Raw genomic sequence first — 23,385 nt, forward strand, 5'->3', positions numbered from 1 at the left:
GCAAAAAGCTCAGGCCCCGCGCGCCCGCAGAATCCCTTCGACCCCCAGCAGAAAGGTCTCGGCGATCGGCTTCGGGTCGGAGAGGCAGCCGGAGGCCATGGCGCCGTCCCGGAGCATGACGAAGTGCCGGCCGGCTTCCTCGGCGGGCCGGTCGCCGACCTGCGCCAGCAACTCGGTGACCGTGTCCAGGAACCACTGGCGGTGGGCCAGGACGGCTTGGTGGATGGGGTGGGCGGGGTCGGGGTACTCGGCCACCGCGTTGAGGAAGGCGCAGCCGCGGAAGCCGGTGCTCTCGATGCCGCCGGTGATGAACCGGCCGATCGCCCGGACCGCGTCGGCCGCCGACGGCTCGCCCGCCCGTGCGGCCTCGATCCCGGCCCGGATTCCCCGGTCGGCCCGGTCGAGGTAGGCGAGGACGAGGTCCTCCTTGCCGGTGAAGTGCCGGTACAGCGTGGCGCGGGTGACCTGCGCCTCCGAGATGATCCGGTCGACGCCGACGGAGTGGATGCCCTCCGCGTAGAAGATCCTCGTCGCCGTGTCGAGCAGCCGCGCTCGCGGCGCCGACGTGCTGCTCCCTTCCGTGCCCTCACTCATGGAATCAGGCTACCCCACGGATGAGGGAGAACGTTCGGTCTTGACAGCGCCGTCCTCGCCACCTTGAATGCGGGACAAGAAGAGACCGAACGTTCTCCCTCGCGAATGTCGGCGGCTCTCTCCGGCATCTCTGAAAGGAACCTCCGTGGACACCCTCGTCGGTACCGCCCCCACCACCGTTCCCACCGCCCTGCGCAAGCTGTACCTCCTGCGCTTCGCGTTCGCCGCGGTGTGGGCCGCCCTGCTGTTCGCGACCGCCGACACCCTCGGCGCGCTCACGGTCGTACTGCTGGTCATCTACCCCTTGTTCGACGTGGCGTGCGCGGTCGTCGACCTCCGCTCCGCCCGGGCGCACGCCCAGCCGGTGCGCGGCCTGTACGTGAACATCGCGCTCAGCACCCTCACCGGCATCGCCCTCGCCGTCGCCGCCACATCCGGCATCCCCGCAGTCCTGCGGGTCTGGGGCGCCTGGGCCATCACCGCAGGCGTCGTGCAACTCCTTGTCGGCGCCGCCCGCCGCCAACTCGGCGGCCAGTGGGCGATGATCGCCAGCGGGGCCATCTCCACACTCGCCGGCGCCACGTTCCTCGCCCAGGCAGGCAAGGACGGCGCTTCACTCACCAACCTGGCCTGGTACGCCTTCGTCGGCGGCATCTTCTTCCTCGTCTCCGCGCTCCGCCTGGGACGCACCCGTACGGCGTGACGCGTCGGGGACGGTCGCGGTCGCGCGGACCCGTGACGGAGCCGGTCATCCGGCGAAGCGCGGGACCACCAGCCCGGACTCGTAGGAGATGACCACCGCATGGGTCCGGTTCTGCGCGCCCAGCTTGGTCAGCACGTTCCCGACGTGGGTCTTGATCGTCTCCATGCTCACCGTGAGGGCCTCCGCGATCTCCGGATTGGAGAGCCCGGTGGCCATCAGTCGCAGCACCTCCTCCTCCCGGACTGTCAGGGCGGCTCGCGGCAGAGCCTGTGCGGAGTCCAGCGGCCGGGCGGCGACCATGCGGCCCAGCGCGGCCGGAAAGAGAACCGCTTCGCCTGCCGCCACCACCCGGACCGCCTCGGCGATCCGGCGGACCGGGAGCCGCTTGAGGACGAAGCCGCTGGCGCCCGCGCTGAGGGCACCGGTGACATAGCCGTCGTTCTCGAAGGTGGTGATCACCACGACCTTCGGCGGGTCGGCCGTCTCGGCCAGCAGCCGGCGTGTGGCCTCGATCCCGTTGCGACGCGGCATCCGGACGTCCATCAGGACCACGTCCGGCCGCAGGCTCAGCGCCCGGTCGACCGCCTCGACGCCGTCGGAGGCCTCACCGAGCACCGAGATCCCCGGCTGTGCGGCGAGCAGCATGCTCAGACCGCTGCGGGTCACCTCGTCGTCGTCGGCGACCAGGACGGTGACGGCAGGGGCGGTCTCCGCGGGGAGGGCCGTGCTCCCGTCCGTACCGGATCCGCTGACACCGACGCCCGTACCGGATCCGCTCACACCGACGCCCGTACCGGCAGCCGGACGGCCAGCCGCCAGCGCCCCGTACCGTCCGGGCCCGACCGGAACTCCCCCTGCAACAGCCGGACGCGCTCGGCCAGTCCGGGCAGACCGTGGCCGGACGTCGAGAAAGAGCCCTCGCCCGGCCCCGTCCGTGGTCCGGTTCGGTTGACCACCGCGAGGTCCAGTCCGTCCGGTCCGGCCGCCACCCGGACCTCTATCGGGCCGCCCGCGCCATGGCGCAGCGCGTTCGTCAGCCCCTCCTGGATGATCCGGTAGGCCGCCCGGGAGAGCGTCCCCTGGACCCGGGTCAGTTCACCCGTCAGCTCCGGTTCCACCACCGCCCCCGTGTGCCGCAGGCGTTCCAGCAGCTCGGGGAGGTCGGCCAGGGTCCGGGTCGGGGCCGTTCCCGACTGTTCCTCGCGCAGCACTCCGAGCGCGTAGTCCAGGTCCTCCAGCGCGGCCCTCGTAGAGTCCTCGATGCTGCGCATGGCGGCCCGCGCCGCGACCGGGTCGGTGGAGAGCACCTCGCCGGCCACCGCCGCCTGGATGGTGGCCGCCGTCAGCGTGTGCCCGATCGAGTCGTGCAACTCGTGGGCGATCCGGTTCCGTTCGGCCAGCAACAGCTCCCGCTCGGCGGCCAGCGCGAGCTGTTCGGCCGCCGACGGCCCCAGCAGTCGCGGCGCGGACCACCGCAGGATCTTCGTGACCAGCACGCAGACGGTGATCGCCAGCAGGACGCACACGGCAGCCGCCACCCAGCTCCACCAGCCCGACACCCGGACCGACGTGCCGAACAGGCTCGCCCGCACCTCGCCGCCGAGCCAGTTCATGGGCAGGGAGATGCCCATGATGAACAGCACCCCGCTCGCCAGCGCGCCCGTCCACCCGACGGCCGCGTGCAGCACCAGCCAGAGCGGGGTCCGCCAGCGGTCCAGGCCGAGCGGACCGGAGGTCCGGCGACCGGCCGCCGGGTTCGGCAGTGACACCCGCAGCAGCCGGCGGGCCGAGACGACCAGCGCCCGCCGTACGGGACGTGCCAGTCCGACCGCGCCGACCAGTGCCGCCCAGACCAGCAGCACCACGACGGTCTGCACGCTCTCGGGGGCGGATGGCCACGACAGCGCCGGCAACAGGGCGAAAGGCAGCAGCGGAAGGCTCGCCAGCGCGCCGCAGTAGGCGAACAGCACACCTGAGTACGTGGAGCCGCGCAGCAGCAGCCGAATTCCCCTGTTCATGACGCCAGTATCGCGGGGCGGCCAACCGGCGGCCTCCCCCGATCGGGGGAGCGATTTCTCCTGCTTTCCCGCGATGCGGTCAAAGGGCCCCGGAAACAAGGATCGTGCCCCGACCGAACGATTTCTGAGGAGTCGACATATGAGTGCTCGGACACGGCAGAGCCTTCGTTTCCCGGCCCGGCAGGGCGGCCGGCGGCGACGGGCCTGGCCGGCTGCCGCCGCGGTGGCCATCGGCGTCATGACGCTGGGCGTCCTCGCCCCGCCCGCCGCCTCCGATTCCGCCGCCCCGGCCGCTGCCGCCGCCAGGCAGGACGCCGTACAGCGGGCTCTGAACACGCTGGTGCGCGATGACGGGATGCCCGCCGCGCTGGCGAGCGTCCAGGACCGGAACGGCCGCGCCCGCACCTACACGGCGGGGGTCGGTGACCTGACCACCGGCGCGAAGGTGCCCAGGGACGGCCAGGTGCGGATCGGCAGCAACACCAAGACGTTCACGGCGGTTGTGGTGCTGCAGCTCGTCGCGGAGCGGAGGGTGAGCCTCGACGCTTTCGTGGACACGTACCTGCCCGGCCTCGTCCGAGGGAAGGGCATCGACGGCGGCCGCATCACCGTCCGCCAGCTCCTCCAGCACACCAGCGGACTCCCCGACTACGGCATGCACCTCGACGACGACGAGATCAGGAACCGGTACTTCGAGCCCCGCGAACTGCTCGACCTCGCCCTCGAACACCCGGCCACCGCGGCTCCGGGGAAGAAGTGGGGATACAGCAACACCAACTACGTCCTGGCCGGTCTGATCGTCCAGAAGGTCACCGGCCGCCCCCTCGCCGAGGAGATGGACCGGCGCATCATCAAGCGCATCGGGCTGCGCCACACGTACTTCCCCGCCCCCGGTGAGATGACCATCCGGGGGCCGCACCCCCGGGGCTACCACCGCAGCCCGGCGGACGGACCGCTGCGCGACTTCACGGAGATGGACCCCTCCGCGGGCTGGGCGGCAGGCCAGCTGATCTCCACCAACTCCGACCTCAACCGCTTCTTCACCGCACTCCTCGCCGGCCGCCTCCTCCCGTCGGCCCAGCTCGCCGAGATGCGCACGACCGTCCCCGCCGGAACCTCCGGCCTCCGCTACGGACTGGGGCTCACCAGCAGGCCACTGTCGTGCGGCGGCGTCTACTGGGGCCACGGCGGCGACATCGCGGGGTACGAGACGCGGGGCGGCGTCACCGAGGGCGGCCGCGCCGCCAACGTCGCGGTCACCAGCATCCCGACGGACGAGGCGGCCGCACGGCACGTGAACGACGCCGTGGACAGGGCGCTGTGCGGCTGAACCACGCGACCGGCAACCCGTACAACGAACCGACGCTTCCTCAGGAGTTGACCCATGCGTGGACAGAAACGGCGAGCATTCCGCTCGACGGGCCGGCAGCACGGCACCCGGCGACAGATCCTGCCCGCCGCGGTCGCGATGACCGTCGGGCTCATGACGCCGCTGGCCCTGGTACCTCCCGCCGCCTCGGCCGCCGGGCCGGACGCCGTCCAGCAGAGCCTGAACGCGCTGGTGCGCGACATCGGGACGCCCGCCGCGCTGGCGAGCGTAGAGGACCGTGAGGGCCGCGCCCGCACCTACACCGCAGGGGTCGGCGACCTGACCACCGGCGCGAAGGTGCCCAGGGACGGCCAGGTGCGGATCGGCAGCAACACCAAGACCTTCGTCGCGGTCGTCGTACTCCAACTCGTCGCGGAGCGGAGGATGAGCCTCGACGCCTTCGTGGACACGTACCTGCCCGGCCTCGTCCGCGGAAAGGGCATAGACGGGCGCCGCATCACCGTCCGCCAACTCCTCCAGCACACCAGCGGACTCCCCGAGTACACCAGCCACCTCGGCGACGACGCGCGCTACTACGCCCCACGGGAACTGCTCGCCACAGCACTCCGGCACCCGGCCGACTTCGACCCCGGAAAGAGCTGGAAGTACAGCAACACCAACTACGTGCTCGCCGGCCTGATCGTCCAGAAGGTCACCGCCCGCCCTCTCGCGGACGAGATCGACCGGCGCGTCATCAAGCGCATCGGGCTGCGTCACACCTACTTCCCCGCTCCCGGTGACGCGAGCATCCGAGAGCCTCACCCGCACGGCTACTACCAGGAATCGACGCAGACGCCGCTGCGCGACATCACGGAGGTGGACCCCTCCTGGGGCTGGGCGGCAGGTCAGATGATCTCCACCAACTCCGACCTCAACCGCTTCTTCACCGCGCTCCTCGCCGGCCGCCTCATCCCGCCGGCCCAGCTAGCCCAGATGCGCACCACCGTCCCCGCCGAAGCGACCTTCGGCCCGGGCGCCCGCTACGGCCTGGGACTCGTCAGCAGACCCCTGCCCTGCAGCGGCCTCTCCTGGGGCCACGGCGGCAGCTTCCCGGGGTACGAGACCCGCGGCGGCGTCACCGCCGACGGCCGCGCCGCCAACATCGCGGTCACGCTGCAGCTCACCGGCGAAGCACCGCGGCGAAGTCTGGAACGCGCGGTGGACAACGCCTTGTGCCGCTGAGCCCCGCCGAGGGAGCTTCGTGTCCGCGGGGCGTTCCGGGGAACGCAGAAGGCCCCGACCGGTTTCCCGGTCGGGGCCTTCGACGTATTGCCCGGTGAGAGCAATGGCGGAGGATACGAGATTCGAACTCGTGAGGGGTTGCCCCCAACATGCTTTCCAAATGTTCGCTTGGGGGTTCAGGAAGGGCTGGGAGTGTTCTGACCTGCGGCTGCGCTGTCTGTGGACCTGGTTGCGAACGCCGCTGCACAATGACGAATGAGACCAGAACTGAGACCCGGAGCAGCCCGCGTTTGCGGCTCGACCGAGGTCGTCAAGCAAGCGTTCATGCCTGTTGGGCGTCAGACGCGGTCCTTGGCCAGGCGCTCAAAGCTGCCTTGGCCAGCCACGTGGTCCGTAGCGTGATGCGGTCCTCATTCCACTCTTCTGTCCATGTATCTGTGTCCCAAGGCCCATCAAGTCTTTCGGGCGCTGTAAGGATGGATGCGGTGGTCAGCCGCAGTAGGCTGTGGCTACGGAGCGAGTCCTTTTTGTGACTCCATCCCTTATTGCTCAGCGAGGGATTCAGCTTGGTTGTCGTAAGCGTCAGATTGCCGAGTCGGTGAACCGCGTTGATCCGTTGCTGAAGGCGGTCATCATCTACACCTGCGTCAAGGGGCCAATGCGTTTCCCACTTCTGTGGCAGGACGTGCTCGATATTGAGTGTCGATTTCGAACATGCCAAGGGAGAAGTTGGTTCGGTCTTCGCAGTTCGCAGGTGGTTTTCCAACCCGATGAGGAAGGCCCGCAACCGTGCCCGGTAGCAGCGGTTGTAGATGTCAGCCCCGGTCAATGCCGTGATGAAATCACCATCGCTGGGCCACAGTCGAGCGTCTGCGGTTTGGCCGAGCAGGCTTTGCGCCACGGCATTTCCTGCCTGGGTCGGGTCGCTGGCCTGCGCGTCTGCCAGCACCTGAACAAAGAGCCGGTTGTAGTCCTTGGTCGTCATTGCGCAGATGGCGCGCCGCATCAAGAATGAGTCGATGGCATGTGCCGCGATATGTTGTTGATCGAGTGGCACCGCTTCAGTGGCGTGGAGGTACAACAAGACCGGCCATGGTGTCGCAGTCGAAGTGGCCTGCATGCGGTCGAGCAGTTGCGCTGTCGGATCCGTCATCGGGAGCTTGTGCATGGCTTGATACGTATCTGCGTAGTGCCGGATGTCTCGAATTGTATCGGCGGCCAGAGCTCCGCTTTCGGCGAGCCATGTCTTGAAATCAACGAACAAGTGTTCAATGAGGATTTCTCGACGGCCATGAATTGTTAGCCAGTAGGACAGAAGTAGATCAATCAGGGCGCGCTTAATTCGTCCAGTGGTGACGTCCCCTCGCCAAGGTAAATCATCCAGTGGCAGCCAGGACTCCATCAGTAGTCCTTCTGCCTGGGCGTGCTGGCCTTGAATGTCCAATGTTTGAAAAAGTAGATTTTTCACTAGATCTGCCGCATCGAGGCGAACGCCTCGGTGGTTCAGCGCCTCGAAAATGACCTGTGGGTCGTCTCTGGCGTCAAGGACGATCTCGACGAGCTGCATGCGCTCCAGGAGGGTGTAATAGAGATCGTCCAGTCGCTGCGTTGGGGCTGTTCCGGCCTCGGCCCACTCTGCGATCTCCTGCTCGAACCACTCGCGGGCGCGTGCCAGTCGGTGAGCAGGTTTGGGCAGTGGACGCTCGTCAGTTGGAGCCCGTACTGCCCAAAGGAAGGCGTTGCGGTCCTGCGGTAGTGGCCAGACCTTGTAACGGTCGTCCGGGAAGTCTTCGTGGACCGTTTCCGGGCGGTTCTCCACGAGGCTTGCGAAGCGACCGGCCACACTGTCCGCTGCGAAGGTGTGGGCCACCGAGCGGGCCGCTGCCAAGAGCACTTGGAGGGTGGTCAGACGCTGTTGGCCATCGATGATGTGTGACGACGCGAGTCGGCGTGGCGGCCTACGGCGTTGCTGCAGGACTACAGCTCCGAGGAAATAGGTACGGGGGTCCTCCTGGCTGGACGGGGAGTGTTGTTCCGCCTCGAACTCTTCGGCGGCGGTCCGGATGTCCTTCCACAGGGGGAGCCAGTTCGCTTCCTGATCCCAGACGTATGGCCTCTGAAAGATCGGGATCACGTTCTGATGGTCGTTCGCGAACACCGCGCCTAGCTTCACATCGCCGGCCTGCATCGCACCCCCGGTTTGTTCGGATCGGACAGTGACGGCAGGGTACCGGCGGTGACCCGCCAGCAATGACCGATCGGGAATGTCGGGCACGCCACGGCCCGGTTGCCGAGAACGAGGTCGACCGTGTGCTGTCGGAGGTCAGCTGACGGCGCGTCAGGGTGACCTTTTTCTGATCGGAGGAAGCATCTGTACGGGCTACCTGCGTAGGTACTCCTCGGTGCACCGCCCGTCTTCAGCTGCCGCTAGGCATGCCGCGCTGATCTGTACGGCTGAGGCTGTGCCACGCGGTACTTGGGAACGTATCAAGTCATGGACGGTGCGATGGCGAAGTGGGCGTACGCGGTGGCCGAGGCGGAGTTGAGTGAGCCGCTTCCTCGTAGATGGGAGCACTCGCAAGGGGTTGCCCGGCGCGCGGTCGAACTGACGGAGGTACTGGGCGAGGACACTGACCTGCTGGTTTCTGCCGCTGTACTGCACGATGTGGGCTACGCACCGCGGCTGGCAGCGACAGGCTTTCATCCGCTGGATGGTGCCCGGTTCCTTCGTGACGACCATGCTGCGGATGAGCGGCTGGTGCGGTTGGTGGCAAACCACTCGTTGGCGTTGCTGGAGGCGGAGGAGCGTGGGCTACGGGGCGATCTGGAAGCCGAATTTCCACTGCTCGACGACCACCGGCTCGTGGATGCCTTGGTGTATTGCGACATGACGACGACGCCTGACGGGAAGGGCACGTCTGCCGAGGGTCGGCTGGAGGAGATCATGGATCGTTACGGTGCAGACAGCCTGGTGGGGCGGTTCATCCGTCGCGCATCGCCGGACATCCTCGCGGCCGTGAGTCGGGTGGAGGCGGCTTTGGCGGCTCAGCCCAGGTAGGGATAGGTGCCGGCGAGGTAGTCCCCGATCTGCTGGCGCATGCTCGGGTGGATGTCGTACTGGTCCAGGTCGCTCGGCAGGACGTAACGAACCCCGTCGGCCTCGTCGTTGATCGTGGGCTCGCCGCCCACCGGGCAGCCGATGTAGGTGTTCTCGTACTGCTGGCGGATCTCGCCGTCGGTGTAGGCCACGATGTGGTTCGGGTTCGTGTAGACCCCCAAGAAGCCCGTGATCTCGGCGATGATTCCGGTCTCTTCCAGGCATTCACGCACGGCGCACTGGGCCGCCGTCTCGCCGATGTCCTGGGCCCCTCCGGGCAGGGCCCACTGGCCGGTGTCCCGGCGGCGCTGGAGGAGTATGGCGCCGTTGTCGTCGACGACGAGCAGGTTGTTGGCGGGGATGAGCGTGTTCGCCTTGGGGGCCTTGGGATCGTTGTAGTACTCAGTCCTGCCCATGTGGCGAGGGCCCCTCCTGGTCTGGTGTCCAGGGCCGTGCGGTGGCCCAGACAGCTTCCAAACTCTGAGCGTAGTTGTCGAACCAGCCCGCCGTTTCTGCTCTGCGGAGATGGAGGAGGGGGTTGGCACTGGCCGGCTGGCCCCAGACGTGCGGGTTGATCAGAAGATCATCGTCGTACCGGAACATGGAGGTGTAGAGCGTGGTGTCGTGCAGTCTCACCTCGCATCCGGCCTCGGACAACAGGGGCCGGTAGTAGGTCAGGGAGGCACGGATCTTGGCGGCGAGGGTGTCGCCGATTCCCTCTTCGTGGCCCCGGATTGCTGCAGCCCGGCCCTTCGAGTCGCCGAAGCAGAGCCGCACTCGCACCCCGCTCGACGCACGCTCGGCGAGCATCTTGGCCACGTGCGGGTTGGACTGGGCGAAGAAGGTGCCGGAGAAGACGAGGACGCTGATCTGCTCCTGGGCGCCGTTGAGCAGCGACAGCCATGTGTCGCGCGGGACGCTCGCCCGGTTCTGGTAGGTCCCGACCAGCTCCTGCCCTGAACCTTCGAGCTGTTGCGGCGTGGTCGGCGCTGGTGCGGGCCAGAGGAACAGTTCCTCGACCCGTAAGTGCTTGGCGACGCGGAAGCGGTGGCGAGGATGGGGAACGCGCCCGCCGAGCCACCGGCCGACGGTCTTGGGGTCCACCTCACAGACTTCGGCGAGTGATTCGGGTGGGATGCCGCGCTGGGCGAGCACGGAGTGCAATCGCTCGTTCACAGACGCCATACAAGCCGAGACCGGTCAGGAGCGGCAAGGACGTTTCGGGACGTTCCACAGAAGGAGGGGGCCATGACCGCTGTATTTACGCTGGATGCATGGAGCTCATCGTCCTGTGGGACATCGACCACACTCTCATCGAGAACTCAGGGGTCAGCAAGGAGATCTACGCCGCCGCCTTCACGGCCCTGGCGGGAAGGGCGCCCGCGGGGCCGGCGCGGACGGAAGGGCGTACGGACCGGCTGATCATGCGCGACATGTTCGAGCGGAACGGCCTGGCCGAGCCGGACTGGCCAGCGGTCGAGAAGGCTCTCGCCGACGCCGGGGAGGCCCGTCTCCACGCCCTCAGCCAGCGGGGAACAGCCCTGCCCGGTGTGCGGGAAGTCCTGAAGGAGGCCTCCGTGCGCAGCAGTTGGGTGTCGTCGGTGCTCACAGGCAATATCGCGGACAACGCCCGCGTGAAGGTCGCGGCCTTCGGCCTTGATCCCCTCCTCGACCTGCCGGTTGGCGCCTACGGGGCCGATGCCCTCCAACGCCCCGACCTGGTCGCTGTCGCCCGGGAGCGGGCCCGGCAGCTGCGGGGCGCCCCGGATGGCGTGCCCGTCGTGCTCGTCGGAGACACTCCGAGGGACGTGGAGGCCGCACTCGTCACGGGTTCCGAGATCATCGCGGTCGCCTCCGGCGTTCACAGCACCGAAGAGCTGGCAGCCGCCGGTGCCCGTACGGTCCTGCCCGATCTGACGGACACCGGCCGTGTACTCGGGATTCTGGAGGCGCTCTCCGCACGCTGAAAACGTCCCAGGACGTCCTCGGAGCGTCCCGATACGCGGTGACGAGGTCCGTACCTGTCCCGCCAATATCAGGTCTCCCACCAGGCAAGCGCCTCGAAGGAGACCCTCGTGATCAGCGAAGTCACCGGGATCCGCAGGATCCGGATGCTGTACCTGCAGCTGCTCTACCGCTGCAACTTCGAATGCCTGCACTGCTTCCACGGCAAACGGCTCCAGCACGCCGACGCCTTCACCACGGACGAGGCGGTCAACCTCCTCACACTGATGCGCGACGAGTACGGCACCGAGGCCGTCACCCTGCTGGGCGGCGAGCCGTTCGTCTACCGGGACCTCGCCCAGGTCGTCCGGTACGCCAAGCGGGACCTGGGCATGCAGGTCGAAATCTGCACCAACGGCTACCGGATCGAGCGCCGGCTGACCGAGATCGCCCCCGACCTGGACCTGCTCCGGGTATCACTGGAGGGCATCGGCACGACCAACGACAAGATCCGCAAGTTCGGAAGCTACCAAAGTGCCCTGAGCGCCCTCGAAATCGCCCAGCAGCTCGGCGTCCGCGCCGGCGCGACCCTGACGGTCACCTCACGCAACATCGATGAGGTCCTGCCGCTCGCCCGCACGCTGCAGCACTACGGGGCGGATCAGCTCAAACTCCACTGCCTCCGCCCGGTCGGCAACGCAGCCGATCACCCCGAGCTCCTCGTCAACGACGCCACGGCTTACACCCGCCTCCGGGAGCGCCTGGCCTTGGCCGAGCTCGACATCAAGGTGATCCTCGACGAGGACCTCTCCGAGCTCGGTGCACCGGACGCCTGCCTCCCCGCCGGAGGCCCTGTGGAGATCGAACGGATCGAAGCCGACCCCCGCGGCGCGCTCACCATGTCCTGCAAGGCCGTCGGCAAGGACTCGCACGCCTTCTGGTACGACAAGCGCGCCGACCACATCGACCACCGGCCGTCCGCCACCGACGAACTCACCCTCGCGGTACCGGACGTGGTGTACGGACGTGTCTGACCCGGCGTCGTTCGAGAGCGTCGAAGGGCTCCGCGGCACCGGCAAATCCACCCTCGCCCCCCTGCTCGCAGCCGCCCGTGGCGCGGTACTGGTCCCGACCGTGCCACCCGCCTACCAGGCACTGCGGCAGGAGGTCGACCGGCTGGGAAACGCAGAGGCACGCATGTGCTTCTACCTCTCGGGTCTGTTCACCGCCACCGATCAGATCCAGCGGTACCTGTCCGCCGGCACCCCGGTCGTCGTCGAGAGCTACTTCGCACGGTGCCTGGCCAACCACCGCGCTTTCGGAGCCGACCTCTCCGTATCCCTGCCGCGGGGCATCCCGCGTCCCGTCACCTACTACCTCGTCTGCGCGGAGGACGAGCGACAGCGCCGACTCACCAGGCGGGACAAGCCTGTCTCGCGTTGGGACGCCCTCGCCGAGATCACCGCAGACAAGATCACCGACGCCTACACCTCGTTCCCGATGCACCGCGTGAACACTTCCGGCCTCACCCCTGACGAGGCGCTCCGAGCCGTCCTGAGCAGCACCCACCCGCAAGGAGAGCAAGCCAGTGCAGACACCCAGCATGTGGCGGCACACCCTCACCTTCTTCCCTCAGTTCCTCGCCGCGCTGAAGGAGCGTACGGAGCCTGACTCCACCGTGACGGTCATCGGTGCGAGCGACGGCAGACTCGTCGTGCCACTGGCGGCAGCCGGCTACCGGGTCGTCGCCGTCGAACGCGACCCGCTCGCCCTCCACGGCGGCGAGGTCCAACTTCCGGGCGGCAGGACCAGTCACGCGACGGGCATGATCGAGCGGCTGAAGCAGGAAGGGCTTCACGACCGTGTCCAGGTCGTGGAGGAGGACTTCCTCGCCTCCGAACCCGTCACCGCCCCCTGTGATGCCGCCTGGACGAGCTGCTCGTGGCATTACAGTGCCAACCACCACCGTCCGTTGGGCGAGTTCGTCGACCGCATGCAGCGCCTGGTCCGGCCCGGCGGTCTGTTCGGCGCGGAGTTCATGATGCCCCTCACGCAACGCCACCACGTGCTGGAGCACTACACATCCCCCGAGAAGCTGCGGCGTTACTTCATCGGGGACTGGGACGTCTTGCTCACCCTGCGGACCAACGAGTTCACCGAGCAGGCGCACGTCGGACAGCTGCAGGACCACAACCACCGCATGGGCCTCCTCCTCGCCGCCCGCGCGTCCACCCCCTCCTAGACCTACGGGAAGCAGGACCTATGAAGCACGAGTACGAGGCCAAGTTCCTCGCCGTCGACGTCGACGGCCTCCAGGCCAAACTGACGGCGCTCGGAGCCGTCCAGGCATTTCCGCGCACCCTCCTCACCCGGAAGATCTTCGAGAACGACGCCCTCGAAGGCGGTGCCTGGGTCCGCCTGAGGGACGAGGCCACCCGCTCCACGCTCACGCTGAAGCAGGTCACCGACTCCACGACGATCGACGGCACCACCGAGATCGAGACCGAGGTGTCCGACCTGCACGCCATGGCCGAGATCCTCCGCAACGTCGGCCTACGCGAAGTCCGTTACCAGGAGAACTACCGCGAGGAATGGCGACTGGGCGAAGTCGCCTTCGACTTCGACACCTGGCCGGACCTCCCCACCTTCGTCGAGATCGAAGGACCCGACGAGGCATCGGTCCGCCAGGCAGCCGCCCTGCTCGACCTCGACTACACCGAGGCACGGTTCGGCAGCGTCGACGAGATCTACAAGAGCGAGTGCGGCAGGGACATCCTGGCCGAGCCCACACTCCTCTTCGCGGACGCCGACAAGCAGGCTTCGGCCAGGACAGCTGTCCCGAGCGAGTGATCTTGGGGACCGAGCTAGAACTGGCTGTGACGCCTCGGGTCATACCCGGCATCGCCGAGTTCGCCCGCGACGGTCTGCCCGCCGCAGCAGACACTGACGACGGCAATACGTGGACTGACGGCTTCTGCTGGCTCTACTGCGGCCAGCGATGGACCCGTGTTCTATGGATCGGCCCGGTGAGTGTGGCGGGTGCCCAGGCGGCGATGTTCGCCTGCGGCCCGTGCATTCGCATCCTGCAGGAGCAGGTCTGGCACTCTCTCCTCCTTCACGATGAACCGACTCGCCCGCCACCTGTGAGCACGGCTTCTGTAACCGAGCAGCCTGAGGGGCGCCGCGTTGGAAAGCATCGCGCGCGGGGCGGCATGTTCCGTCGGGAGTGAGGCCGAGAAGGGACAGTGGGCGCATCAGCGGCTGGGCCGGTCACCCCACGTGGTGACCGGCCCAGCCGCTGATATACAGGCGCCTCTCCCGACGTAGATCCACGCTTCCGGGGCTCACCGGCGTCCTGAGGAGACCCTCGCCGACGCTGCTGGCGGGTCGCCGACGAGGCCCGTCCGTGGTTGTCCACGACTGTCCGCCCTGCGCAACTGAGACCAGAACTGAGACCACATACGTCGAAGGCCCCCGCAGCGAGCTGCGGGGGCCTTCGACGTATTGCCCGGTGAGAGCAATGGCGGAGGATACGAGATTCGAACTCGTGAGGGGTTGCCCCCAACACGCTTTCCAAGTCTGTTTGCCCAGGTCTGCCTGCGGTTCGTGGCCGTTCAGGGCCGTTCAGAGCGGTACGCAACCTTGGTTGAATGTGCAGCCCGTACGGCTCTGAACGCCTGCGTACGGATACGAACGAGACGGAAACTGAGACGGGCCCAGTGACCGCCTCTGCCCAGGCGGAGGGCGAGGAGCTCGCTGAGCACAGCGGCTTTCAAGACCGTCTGCATCTGCGAACGTCTACCCCTCTGACCTCCACAAACGCTGCTACTCGCCTCTAACAGCGGTGCTGTGGCCCACGCATGGCCCACAGCACCGCTGTTAGAGGTGAGTCGGCCGCCTGACACCCGCTTTAGGAGTTCGGCCGGAGCGCCGCGCGGCCCCGCACTCTCAAGGCTGCCTGCTCCGTGAAGGACCGGGCACGACCGACGAGGTCCACCGCTGTTGATGTCAGTGATGGATGTCAGATCCCTCGCCCGTCGCCCGCGGTCCATGTCACCCGCTAACGGGGCGCTGGACTCAGCCCGCCACTGCTGCGCCCGTCAGGTAGGTGAGAAGGACCCCACCAATCATCCCTTCGCAGATGCCAGCAATCGTGCTGCGGCTAGCAACCAACCAGGCAGCGACCATAGTCATCACCCTCTCTCGCACGCTCTCAGACGTGAAGTCCCGGTTTGGGCGAGGAGGCAAACGGCAGAGGAACGCCACGGACACAAGCAGCGCGGAACCCAGCAGCAGTGCCGGGCTCAGCTCAGCGCACTGCCAGTATCACACCCCTGGCTTGGCTGATGCTGTGAATACGAGACAACCGCCCCTCGATGCGAACTATCGGCAGGAAGGTCGGAGACGGTCGCTCGCGCGGTCAGTGGACCCCCCTGGTCGCTGAGCATCGGTCAAGCAGTAGCTGAAAACTCTGGACAAGGGCCCCTTGACTCGGCAGCGTAGAGCTTTCGACGGGCCCACCTTGTGTGAGTCGGGGCAGTTGAAGGGGACTAATGGCTACTTGGCGAGATCTTGCAATGCCCTCCAAGCAGGAGGTCTGGCGCGAACTGCGGGGGCTTCGAACCGGAGTGAGCGGGCCTGCCCGGGAAGTACCGGAGCGGCGGGCGGTATTTGTGGCTGCACTGGAGCAAGCGCAACAGTTTACAGAAGCCGCCGAGACTGCTGGCCCGGCAACACGCCCTGTCCAAATCTTTTATGCCCTGTCGCAGTTCGGGCGGGCAATTGCAGCAGCTTCAGGTTTGCTAAACCATGACACTTGGCGACTCAAGGGGCATGGAATCGGAACTCGCAACATGGATGCAAGTCAGGGACTGGAGCTGGTAGAGGTAGTGCCGGCCGCGAGGGGATCACTGCCAACCATTGCTCGCGCTATTGGCGTCGACCCCCTGGAGGCGCAGACTCCATTGACTCTCGGCGACCTTTGGCAGCTTATCCCCGAGGCGCAAGTCGTCCCTCTCTCCGTGGCACAAGGCTTGCCAGCCATGCACTATTCCTCTGGCGGAATAATTCACCGAGGAAGCGACCTGTGGTGCAAGGTTTCCCTATTCCCATTCCCTAGCCAGGTGCGAACCCAAGCAGACATTGACCAAAACGCCATTGCGGCATTTCTTGCCAATTACCCCTCCCTGAAAGGGTGGTCCCATACTCCCGACTCCCCTAATTCAGTGCTGTGGCGGGATCGAGGAAATGGCCAGCAAGCACTGGAAGTCTTTTTGCCGTCAGCGCTCACGCTTCCGGTCGATCAACGAGAGGCGGACCTAGAGGCACTGAAGCGAGCAACGCTATATCGCGGCCCGAGCGACGCTTACGCCTTCCCCGCCCTCGGCGGTATGCCTGGACCTGTTCACCCGATCTTGGCGTGGTGGGCGGCGCTTTTCGGCTTGTCAATCCTGGCCCGCTACGAGCCCGCCTCTTGGGCTGAGATGATCGATATCGACGGCTCACCTACGGCTAATGCCGTTGAAAACATACTCGATCAAGCGATTACAGTGGTGCCGCATATCGCGCTTTCGGCAATTACCGATGTAGCCGGAAGATAGTTTTGGCGCAGAGTTCCTTAATTTCTGACACCTCCCAGAATCTCTCTAGCGGCACTGACGAAATCCGCCTTCGCCTCTTCGTATTCCGAGAGTGAAGCATGAATGGCATCACGATCCACTTCCGGCGCCACAAAAGAGGACACCAAAACATGGTCGAGCTGAACGACACAATGGATCGCCCGCTGGAGGCAGGGGAGAATTCGATCGGGCCCAATCAAAGAGACATTATTGCCTAGGTCGCACAACTTGGAAACGGCTTGTTGTGCATCATTAAGCTGGGAATCACGGCGTTGTTCCACGTACAGAGCTACGACTAGCGGCTGGGCCATTCGCTGGACTTCCTGAGCGGCTGCCAGGAAAATGCCATAGGTTTCTTGGCGGCGTTCTCGTAGCCAGTGGGCATGCTCGGTGGCTGCCTGATCTTGGACTTGTTGTCGGGCAGCGACGGCCGCAGTTTCAGCGCCAATCCGTGCCCCTCGAACAGCCGCGATACCGCCAGTCAATGCCCCACCGAGGGCTCCTAGCGCTCCTGCCAGCCCGGCGATCAGTGCTGCGGTTCCTTGGTCCATACTGCAGCATTCAACAGAATGGAGCGTCTAGACGCCTGCCGTTCTGTCATTTTCACCAAGTTCCTCGGCGGGCCATCATCTTCACCCACCACTCGCCCCAGCTCCCATCCCGTCCGCCTTCGACCCACACACCGTGGAGCGGTCGTGGTTCAGGGCGTCAAGGTGGAGCGCGCCACTGTACGAACGACCTTGACGCCCTGGGCCGCGACTGCTCGGCTTTGCCTGGGTCGAAGGCGGACGGGATGGGAGCCCCACGACGCTCGCCCTACTCCGGCCGGCACTCGCGAACGGTGCCCTGTCCATCCCGGAGTCTGAGCGCCCCCGCCAGAGGCATCTCTTGAAGCCGCGGGCTTGGTTCTGGACTCATGCCCTCCGGGCCTATCCAGTTGTGGGCGCGCGTCTGCGGCGGCAGCGCCAGCGGCACGCGATGGCGCACCACCCGTACAGTCGCCGATGTCAGTGCGCCTACGGGAAGCCGATCTGTACGCCGCCCCGGGGCGAGCAGAACCCTGAGTTCGCCTCCCTGGACACCCTCCCTGCGGTAGCTTGCACGACAGGCAACGGGGGGGGAAGCATGACTTGGTTCGAGGCGCCTCTGGCTCTACTCGCAGCTCTGGCCGCTTATGGATCCTGGAAGTTGATGCAGGAGACCCTTAGGTTGCGGAATCGGGGCAGAGGCTCGCTGCCCTTGCCGGATCAGGAACCTGAGGCAGCTTTGGCAGACGCCTATCGCCAAGCTCTCCGATCCGTTGGGGACAACCAGTGGCTTGCAACTGATGGTGCTGCCGCTGCCTCGCTTGCGACGCTTCAGGACAGGTGGCACCAGGTCAACAGCGAGCAGCCCATCACAGCATCGTCTGCACCACGGAGACGTCCGGTTCGGCTGCACCGAGTGTCCAACGCCATGCCCCCCGCCGCCTTGGATCTCCTTGCTAAGGCACGCGTCGGGCTCAAGGAAGCCTCGGCGCTACAGTCTCCAAATGAGCGGTACGCGGCTGCTCACCTCGCCGCACTGCGCACGGCTGCGGCAGTGCTCGCCGCGCGCGGGCGCCCTGACGAGGTTACGAATCGCCGAGAGCGTATCCGTTCCGCCTGGGAGGTATTGCCGGAAGTTGCACCCGAACTTTCCTCTTGGAGCGATCATTTCGCAGCTGGTGCTGCAATCCGAGCCAGAGCGGAAGCCGGTGTGACCGGCGCCGCAGGCGAACGAGAAGCCGATGACCTCATTCGGGATGCCGGCATGTTTTTGCGCTTGGTGGAACGAATGGTGCCGCAACTCCCAGCTCCCGATCTATTCGAGCTAACCGAGAATCAAGATACGGGTGCTGCTGTACGCCAGCTATCTCATGGATTCGATGAGCTGTTCAAATCTCTGGGCCCCCCGCCGCCGGGACTCAGGCAACTGACACCAGTACCTGACGGCGGAGGGGGGACAGAGCGATGACACGCGAAGCAGCGGACGCGCCCCGACAGCACACAGGCCTAGAAATTGCGATGCAATGGGCAGATCTCCCCGCAGAGCACCTGCAGGTCGCCCTCAAGGCCCTCGAACCCCAGTTGCGACGTGAACACGAACTCCGGATGGCCGAGCAGTCGGCTATTCGGCAGATGGAACTTGAAACTCTGCGGACAGAAATTCAGGATGCCGCAGCGCGCCGAGCCCACTCTCTTATGATCGTGGGCCTAATAGCTGGCTTTGTCCTGAGCGCGGGAATGCTTGCTGGGGCAGTGGTGGTTGGCATGGATGGGCACGTTGTTTTGGCCTCCCTGCTGTCGGGACCGAGCGTGCTGGCCCTGGCTTCTCTTTTCGTCCTTCGCCGGTCGGATAGCGCCCAGACGAAGGCAGTTTCGCGTGCCCAAGCTGCGGCGGCTCAAGCAATGGCCCCGCCCCCATAGGACCAATGCAGAGAGACATCAGGCGCGACCGTAAGCGCATCCCTTAGTTGCTTGCCAAGGGGCGCGGGGCTTCAGTCAAGTCTGTGAACCCGTGGGCCACGGAACCCGTACGGCGCTGAGCGAGCCAGCCGGAAACGCGAGGTCCACCGTTTACCGCCGTCCCTTCAACGACTGTGCGAACGTGGTCGAATCCGTGACGCAAGTAGTAGTGCTGAAGGGCTTCATTCGTCGTCCAGGCGTCCAGCCGAAGCCAGACAGCGCCTGCCTTGCCCGCCCGTTCTCCGGCCCAATCGAGCAGTCGACCTCCGACGTCCCGCCCGGCGTGCGTGCGGGCCACGGTGAGCTTGTTGACGAACATCGACGGCTCATCAAGCTCCTGGGGTGTCCAGAGACCGTCTTCGGCGTCGGACGTGAGGGTGATGGTTGCGGCGGTCGCGTCCCCGTCCGTCACCATGAACACCATTTCCGCGTCGATGGTCTTGAGCAGCCGGTCAGCCGGGTATGGACGCTGCCACTGATCGGAGCCGAGCTCGCTCAGCCAGGCCGCCGCCTCCTCTCGAAAGGCCAACAGCTTCTCGACGTCGCCCGGCTCTGCATTCTTGATGATCACTGAACTACATCCTCACTGCGGGCGGACAGGTCACCGATCTCGTAGTTCATCCGATTCAGATCTCCCCGGAACGTGGTCACGGTGCACCGGATCGGCGCTGTTGCTGAGTACCCAGTACGCGTCCAGAGCATGACCGGAACCCCTGCCCCCATCTCCAACAAGCGGGCCTCGTCAGGGGTCGGCATCCGCGTCGCGATTTCGTCGAAGTAGCCCACCTGTTCGACGCCGAGACCAGCCAGATAGCGCGTCGTGCCCTCCGCAATATCTCCCGGCTCCGTGAGGCGCGGCCCCTTCTCCAACAGCCATTCGGGATAGTGGGTCGCCTGCGTGGACCATGGGACGTCATCAACGAACCGGTGGCAAAACCGAAGAACGGTGGTGGCTCCAGCCGGCACCTTGAGTCGTTCGGCCGCGTACTCCGGTGCAGGCTGCATCTCGACCCGGAAGGTCTGCGACGGCTGTCGACCGGCGTTCGTGACGTCCGTGCTGTACGCGTCCCCTGTCTGGGGAAAGCTCAGATTCTCGAAACGCGAGGCATTGAGCTGGAACACCTCATGCTTGATCACCTCGTACCCGAGCCCCTGACTCGACGCGACGAGCCCCTGTGTGACCAGCTCGTTCAAGCCTGACCGAACGGTGTTGCGCGAAGCCTCGAAGCGGGCAGCCAACTCGCTCTCCGAAGGGAGCCGCGCGCCCGGCGGGTAGGTTCCGTTGTCGATCTCACGGCGCAGGGCATCGGCTAGCTGCCGGTACTTCGGTTGCTTCGTCATGCCTGCATGATGACGCACTCGCTCAACTTGTTGGTACATCTGGCCCCCAATCACTTGACTCCTCACCACCTGTGGGTGCAACATCACTGCATCAGCTTGTACCAACAAGTTGAGCAAGAGGTGCAACACCCTCAAGTGTGTCCACTTGTGCACTATTCCCCGGCTGGTGAGCCGGACGAACGCATCAGTGCTTGTTGAGTCCCGCTTCGGCGGGAGCCCCTACCAGGGGTTACCGCGCTCATCAGGGAACTGCTGGTCCTTTTGAACTGAACAGTGTGTGAGTGATTCGACGGGGTGGAAGTCCCTGTCCCCGCGGACGGCCGGGTGATGCCGTCGGCGGCCCCTTTGAGGCGTGCCGGCTCTGGAGAACAGCCCTGGTGATCATCCCTCCATTGCTGGAGGTCAGCGCCCTGGCTGCCACCTGGTACGTGCCGCTCTGCTGGCGTCAGAGCAGTGACGATGACGCACCGATTCGCAGGCTCGGGACCGGTCAGCCGTGACAGCGGCTGAGCGGCGAAGCCTGCCGGTTGCCTCCTCCGCCCGTCCGGCCCCCTGGGGCTGTACGGGCGGGGCTGAGGGGAACCGGGTTCCTGGTTCTAACGGCGAGAACCCCCGGAGCTGGAACTCCGGGGGTTCGTGGTGAGCCGTTCCTGTCGGAGAGGAACAACTCATGAAGACCATCGTTGCTGGTCGCGAGCCTGTTACCGCGACCGAGTTCGTTGAGCTGGCTCTGGGTATCGACCTGGAGCTGTTCACGGGTTCGCCCACGGAGTCCGTGATGGACCGGGCGGCCCGTCTGGACGTGGCCCGAGAGGTCCTCGCGGAGCTCCGGGAGAGCGACCCGGAGACCGCGGCGTACGCGGAGAGCCTGATGCGGGCCCTCCCGCTCAAGCAGCCCCACCCCACCGGCCGGCGCACCCGCCGCGCTGCTGTCCGGCGCCCGGTGCACGAGCGTGCGGCGGTGGCCGCATGAGCGCGTACACCGCGCAGATGTCCAGCCGGGACGGCAGGTGGGTCCTGTACGTCGCCCTGATGGGTGGCGGGGTCTCGAAGTGGCCGGAGCACGACTTCGGCCCCGGGAACGTGCCGACACCGGCGGAGCGTTCACGTGCGCTCACCGGGCTCGGGTTCGTGTTCATGGACGGGGCCGAGTGGGAGTGGACGGAGTACTCGGAGAGGCCGGACGACGACACCTCCCCGGTCCGGCTGCTGGCCTCGGTTCAGGTGTGTTCACGGGACGGGGGCCTGTCGTGAACAGTGTTCAGATCCGTTCGGCGGAGACCGCGTTGTCGGTGGGGACGTGGCTGATCGTGGGCGGGGCGATGCTCTACTCGATCCTGACCGTGACGCCGCTGATGGCCGCGCACACGGCGGACCGGTGGGACTGGACGGCCCCGATTCTGCCCCTGGTGGTGGATGCCGCGGTCGTCATCGTGGTCCGCCTCGACTCCGTCCTCGCCCGCCTGGGCGGGCATGGCGGCAGGTGGCCGGTGGTCCTGCGGTGGATGACCGGCTGCATGACCCTCGCCCTCAACATCGCCGACTCCGCCCTGAAGAAAGACCTGGTCGGAGTCGCTGTCCACGCAGTCGCACCCTTGCTGCTGATCGTCACCGCGGAGACCGGACTCGCCTACCGCCGCGCCATCACCGCCGCCCAGAGCGCTCATGAGGCCCGGCAGAAAGCCGAGCAGCAGGAACGGGAGGAAGCCGCGGCGAGGAAGCGGGAGGCGGCCGAGCAGCGGGAGCGGGAAGCCCGCGAGCATGCCGCTGCTGAGGCCCGTGAACAGCGCGAGCATGAAGCCCGGTTGGCCCGTGAACAGACCGCCCGGGAAGAAGCGGTGCGGCGTGAGGAGCGCGAGCGGGCCGAGGCCCGGGAGCGTACCGAGCGCGAGGCCGCTGAACGCCGTGAACAGATGCGTGAACAGCAGCAGGCAGAGCGTGAACGCCTTGAGCGGGAAGCCTCCCAGCGCCGCGAGCGCGAGCGCCTGGAGCGCGAGCAGGCCGAGCGCAGGCAGCGGCAGGAGCGGGTTGAGCGTGAGGCCCGTGAACGCGCGGAGCTCCTGGCCGGTGGTCCGGTGAACGAGAAGCTGCCCGAGGACAAAGCCCGGCTGGTCGTCCACGCATCCTTCGGTGAAGGGCTGCCGGTTCGGGCTGCTGCGGACCTGTGCGGATGGTCGATCGGCTGGGTGTCCGCCCGCTACCAGGAACACCGCGACGGCACCGGACGCGCCCTTGAAGGCGCCTCGTCGTGAGCGCCCTGCCCTCCTACCGGTGGCGTCTCGCCCCGGACGGGTTGGCCACCCGCCGTCAGCTTCGCGCGATGGGGCTGCGGCCGGGTGGTCAGGACGTCGTCGCCGAGGTCCACCGGCCGCGCCGACGCAAGGATCCGCTGGTCGCCTACCTGTACCGGGTCGACCGGGCCAAGCCCGTACGCACCATGACCCCCGCCCGCACCGCTGCTCTGGCGGCGGCGATGCTCGCCCGCCGCACCTGCCCCACCTGCCGCACCGATGCCGGGTACTGCATCCCGCGGTCGCTCGGCATGTGCGTGCCCTGCGCTGACAGCCCCTCTTCCTGCTGATTCGGAAGGACTCACCGCCGTGTTTGCTTCGCTGTTCGTGCTGCTCTACCTCGGCCACCTGCTGGCCGACTACCCGCTGCAGACCGATCACCAGGCCGCTCACAAGGCCGACCGGTCGCCCTCCGGCTGGGCTGCGAACCTCACCCACGCCGCCACCCACGTGGCCACCTGCGGGGCCGCGCTCGCCCTGGGCGCGGCCGTCCTGGACGACGTGGCCCTGTCCCTCCCGGTTGTCCTGGTGGCGCTGGGGTGGATTGGTGCCACGCACGCGTTCATCGACCGGCGGTGGCCGGTGCAGTGGTGGATGACCCGCACCGGCCAGGTCTCCTGGGCCGCCAACGGCGGTGCCGCACACGTCGACCAGACCGCGCACATCCTCGCCCTGGTCCTCGCCGCTCTCGCGCTCGCCGCGGCCTGACCGCAGACATCCCGCTTCACGTACGTGCCGCACA

General features: G+C 66.7%; 26 protein-coding genes. 16 read left to right on the plus strand and 10 right to left on the minus strand.

Annotated features, from left to right (window positions below; all coding sequences use genetic code 11):
* Window positions 1-9 precede the first annotated feature (9 nt).
* The gene (locus IE264_RS08450; RefSeq protein ID WP_032760183.1) at window positions 10-594 is read right to left on the minus strand and encodes a TetR/AcrR family transcriptional regulator; all 585 of its coding nucleotides are present in this window, start codon (window positions 592-594) and stop codon (window positions 10-12) included.
* 145 nt (window positions 595-739) lie between these two features.
* Between IE264_RS08450 and IE264_RS08455 the strand changes: the two genes are divergently transcribed.
* A complete protein-coding gene (locus IE264_RS08455) occupies window positions 740-1,297 on the plus strand; it encodes a membrane protein (RefSeq protein ID WP_032760181.1) in 558 nt (185 codons plus the stop codon).
* A gap of 45 nt (window positions 1,298-1,342) precedes the next feature.
* Here the strand turns inward: IE264_RS08455 and IE264_RS08460 are convergent, their stop codons facing one another.
* Both IE264_RS08460 and IE264_RS08465 read right to left on the minus strand, forming a co-directional pair.
* Entirely contained in the window at window positions 1,343-2,077 is a 735-nt protein-coding gene (locus tag IE264_RS08460; protein ID WP_032760179.1) for a response regulator transcription factor, read from the minus strand.
* Complete coding sequence (locus tag IE264_RS08465) at window positions 2,074-3,315, minus strand: sensor histidine kinase (protein ID WP_032760176.1); 1,242 nt, start codon at window positions 3,313-3,315, stop codon at window positions 2,074-2,076. Before IE264_RS08465 ends, IE264_RS08460 begins: the two co-directional genes overlap by 4 nt.
* A 139-nt stretch (window positions 3,316-3,454) precedes the next feature.
* Here IE264_RS08465 and IE264_RS08470 point away from each other — a divergent pair, with 139 nt between their 5' ends.
* Together IE264_RS08470 and IE264_RS08475 are read left to right on the plus strand one after the other, a co-directional pair.
* Window positions 3,455-4,645, plus strand: a complete 1,191-nt coding sequence (locus tag IE264_RS08470; RefSeq protein WP_032760174.1) for a serine hydrolase domain-containing protein — start codon at window positions 3,455-3,457, stop codon at window positions 4,643-4,645.
* A gap of 54 nt (window positions 4,646-4,699) precedes the next feature.
* A complete protein-coding gene (locus IE264_RS08475; RefSeq protein ID WP_032760173.1) occupies window positions 4,700-5,866 on the plus strand; it encodes a serine hydrolase domain-containing protein in 1,167 nt (388 codons plus the stop codon).
* Between the two features lie 322 nt (window positions 5,867-6,188).
* Here IE264_RS08475 and IE264_RS08480 read toward each other — a convergent pair whose 3' ends face one another.
* Window positions 6,189-8,024, minus strand: a complete 1,836-nt coding sequence (locus IE264_RS08480; RefSeq protein ID WP_158706586.1) for a DUF262 domain-containing protein — start codon at window positions 8,022-8,024, stop codon at window positions 6,189-6,191.
* Between the two features lie 336 nt (window positions 8,025-8,360).
* Between IE264_RS08480 and IE264_RS08485 the strand changes: the two genes are divergently transcribed.
* Window positions 8,361-8,924 (plus strand): HD domain-containing protein, encoded by a 564-nt coding sequence (locus IE264_RS08485; protein ID WP_032760171.1) that lies wholly within the window; start codon window positions 8,361-8,363, stop codon window positions 8,922-8,924.
* Here the strand turns inward: IE264_RS08485 and IE264_RS08490 are convergent.
* Both IE264_RS08490 and IE264_RS08495 read right to left on the minus strand, forming a co-directional pair.
* A complete protein-coding gene (locus IE264_RS08490) occupies window positions 8,912-9,379 on the minus strand; it encodes an NUDIX hydrolase (RefSeq protein WP_032760170.1) in 468 nt (155 codons plus the stop codon). The two genes, IE264_RS08485 and IE264_RS08490, sit on opposite strands and share 13 nt — an antisense overlap.
* Window positions 9,366-10,139 (minus strand): XRE family transcriptional regulator, encoded by a 774-nt coding sequence (locus IE264_RS08495; RefSeq protein ID WP_078657639.1) that lies wholly within the window; start codon window positions 10,137-10,139, stop codon window positions 9,366-9,368. The genes IE264_RS08490 and IE264_RS08495 overlap by 14 nt, the downstream gene beginning before the upstream one ends.
* A gap of 98 nt (window positions 10,140-10,237) precedes the next feature.
* Between IE264_RS08495 and IE264_RS08500 the strand changes: the two genes are divergently transcribed.
* The 6 genes from IE264_RS08500 to IE264_RS08525 all read left to right on the plus strand — a co-directional run bounded on the left by IE264_RS08500 (window position 10,238) and on the right by IE264_RS08525 (window position 16,507).
* Complete coding sequence (locus tag IE264_RS08500; RefSeq protein WP_032760168.1) at window positions 10,238-10,930, plus strand: HAD family hydrolase; 693 nt, start codon at window positions 10,238-10,240, stop codon at window positions 10,928-10,930.
* A gap of 108 nt (window positions 10,931-11,038) precedes the next feature.
* Complete coding sequence (locus IE264_RS08505) at window positions 11,039-11,941, plus strand: radical SAM protein (protein ID WP_032760166.1); 903 nt, start codon at window positions 11,039-11,041, stop codon at window positions 11,939-11,941.
* Window positions 11,934-12,578, plus strand: coding sequence for a P-loop nucleotide/nucleoside kinase family protein (locus IE264_RS08510; protein ID WP_229887446.1), 645 nt, complete (start codon window positions 11,934-11,936; stop codon window positions 12,576-12,578). Before IE264_RS08505 ends, IE264_RS08510 begins: the two co-directional genes overlap by 8 nt.
* Window positions 12,496-13,149 (plus strand): SAM-dependent methyltransferase, encoded by a 654-nt coding sequence (locus IE264_RS08515; protein ID WP_032760165.1) that lies wholly within the window; start codon window positions 12,496-12,498, stop codon window positions 13,147-13,149. Before IE264_RS08510 ends, IE264_RS08515 begins: the two co-directional genes overlap by 83 nt.
* Before the next feature lie 20 nt (window positions 13,150-13,169).
* Window positions 13,170-13,757 (plus strand): class IV adenylate cyclase, encoded by a 588-nt coding sequence (locus IE264_RS08520; RefSeq protein WP_032760162.1) that lies wholly within the window; start codon window positions 13,170-13,172, stop codon window positions 13,755-13,757.
* 1,727 nt (window positions 13,758-15,484) lie between these two features.
* Window positions 15,485-16,507: a YaaC family protein gene (locus IE264_RS08525; RefSeq protein ID WP_158706585.1), complete on the plus strand. Its 1,023-nt coding sequence runs from the start codon at window positions 15,485-15,487 to the stop codon at window positions 16,505-16,507.
* Window positions 16,508-16,524: 17 nt separating this feature from the next.
* Here IE264_RS08525 and IE264_RS08530 read toward each other — a convergent pair whose 3' ends face one another.
* A complete protein-coding gene (locus IE264_RS08530) occupies window positions 16,525-17,076 on the minus strand; it encodes a hypothetical protein (protein ID WP_158706584.1) in 552 nt (183 codons plus the stop codon).
* A gap of 883 nt (window positions 17,077-17,959) precedes the next feature.
* Between IE264_RS08530 and IE264_RS08535 the strand changes: the two genes are divergently transcribed.
* Window positions 17,960-18,520 carry an SAV_6107 family HEPN domain-containing protein gene (locus tag IE264_RS08535; RefSeq protein ID WP_229887469.1) on the plus strand — a complete coding sequence of 187 codons (561 nt, stop codon included), beginning with the start codon at window positions 17,960-17,962 and terminating at the stop codon, window positions 18,518-18,520.
* Between the two features lie 38 nt (window positions 18,521-18,558).
* Here IE264_RS08535 and IE264_RS08540 read toward each other — a convergent pair whose 3' ends face one another.
* From IE264_RS08540 to IE264_RS08550, 3 genes are all read right to left on the minus strand, one after another.
* Window positions 18,559-18,741, minus strand: coding sequence for a hypothetical protein (locus tag IE264_RS08540; protein ID WP_032760160.1), 183 nt, complete (start codon window positions 18,739-18,741; stop codon window positions 18,559-18,561).
* Window positions 18,742-19,015: 274 nt separating this feature from the next.
* Window positions 19,016-19,582 carry a GNAT family N-acetyltransferase gene (locus IE264_RS08545; protein ID WP_032760159.1) on the minus strand — a complete coding sequence of 189 codons (567 nt, stop codon included), beginning with the start codon at window positions 19,580-19,582 and terminating at the stop codon, window positions 19,016-19,018.
* On the minus strand, window positions 19,579-20,352 hold the full coding sequence (locus IE264_RS08550; protein WP_032760268.1) for a GntR family transcriptional regulator: 774 nt from the start codon (window positions 20,350-20,352) through the stop codon (window positions 19,579-19,581). Before IE264_RS08550 ends, IE264_RS08545 begins: the two co-directional genes overlap by 4 nt.
* 670 nt (window positions 20,353-21,022) lie before the next feature.
* Between IE264_RS08550 and IE264_RS08555 the strand changes: the two genes are divergently transcribed.
* Genes IE264_RS08555 through IE264_RS08575 form a run of 5 tightly spaced genes read left to right on the plus strand, consistent with a single transcriptional unit; the run spans window position 21,023 to window position 23,351 of the window.
* Window positions 21,023-21,325 carry a hypothetical protein gene (locus IE264_RS08555; protein ID WP_032760158.1) on the plus strand — a complete coding sequence of 101 codons (303 nt, stop codon included), beginning with the start codon at window positions 21,023-21,025 and terminating at the stop codon, window positions 21,323-21,325.
* Window positions 21,322-21,606: a DUF6303 family protein gene (locus IE264_RS08560; protein ID WP_032760157.1), complete on the plus strand. Its 285-nt coding sequence runs from the start codon at window positions 21,322-21,324 to the stop codon at window positions 21,604-21,606. The genes IE264_RS08555 and IE264_RS08560 overlap by 4 nt, the downstream gene beginning before the upstream one ends.
* Window positions 21,603-22,604, plus strand: coding sequence for a hypothetical protein (locus IE264_RS08565; protein WP_032760155.1), 1,002 nt, complete (start codon window positions 21,603-21,605; stop codon window positions 22,602-22,604). Before IE264_RS08560 ends, IE264_RS08565 begins: the two co-directional genes overlap by 4 nt.
* Entirely contained in the window at window positions 22,601-22,933 is a 333-nt protein-coding gene (locus tag IE264_RS08570; protein ID WP_032760154.1) for an RRQRL motif-containing zinc-binding protein, read from the plus strand. The genes IE264_RS08565 and IE264_RS08570 overlap by 4 nt, the downstream gene beginning before the upstream one ends.
* Window positions 22,934-22,952: 19 nt before the next feature.
* A complete protein-coding gene (locus IE264_RS08575; protein WP_032760153.1) occupies window positions 22,953-23,351 on the plus strand; it encodes a DUF3307 domain-containing protein in 399 nt (132 codons plus the stop codon).
* Window positions 23,352-23,385 lie beyond the last annotated feature (34 nt).

This window comes from Streptomyces microflavus (assembly GCF_014650075.1).
GTDB lineage: Bacteria > Actinomycetota > Actinomycetes > Streptomycetales > Streptomycetaceae > Streptomyces > Streptomyces microflavus.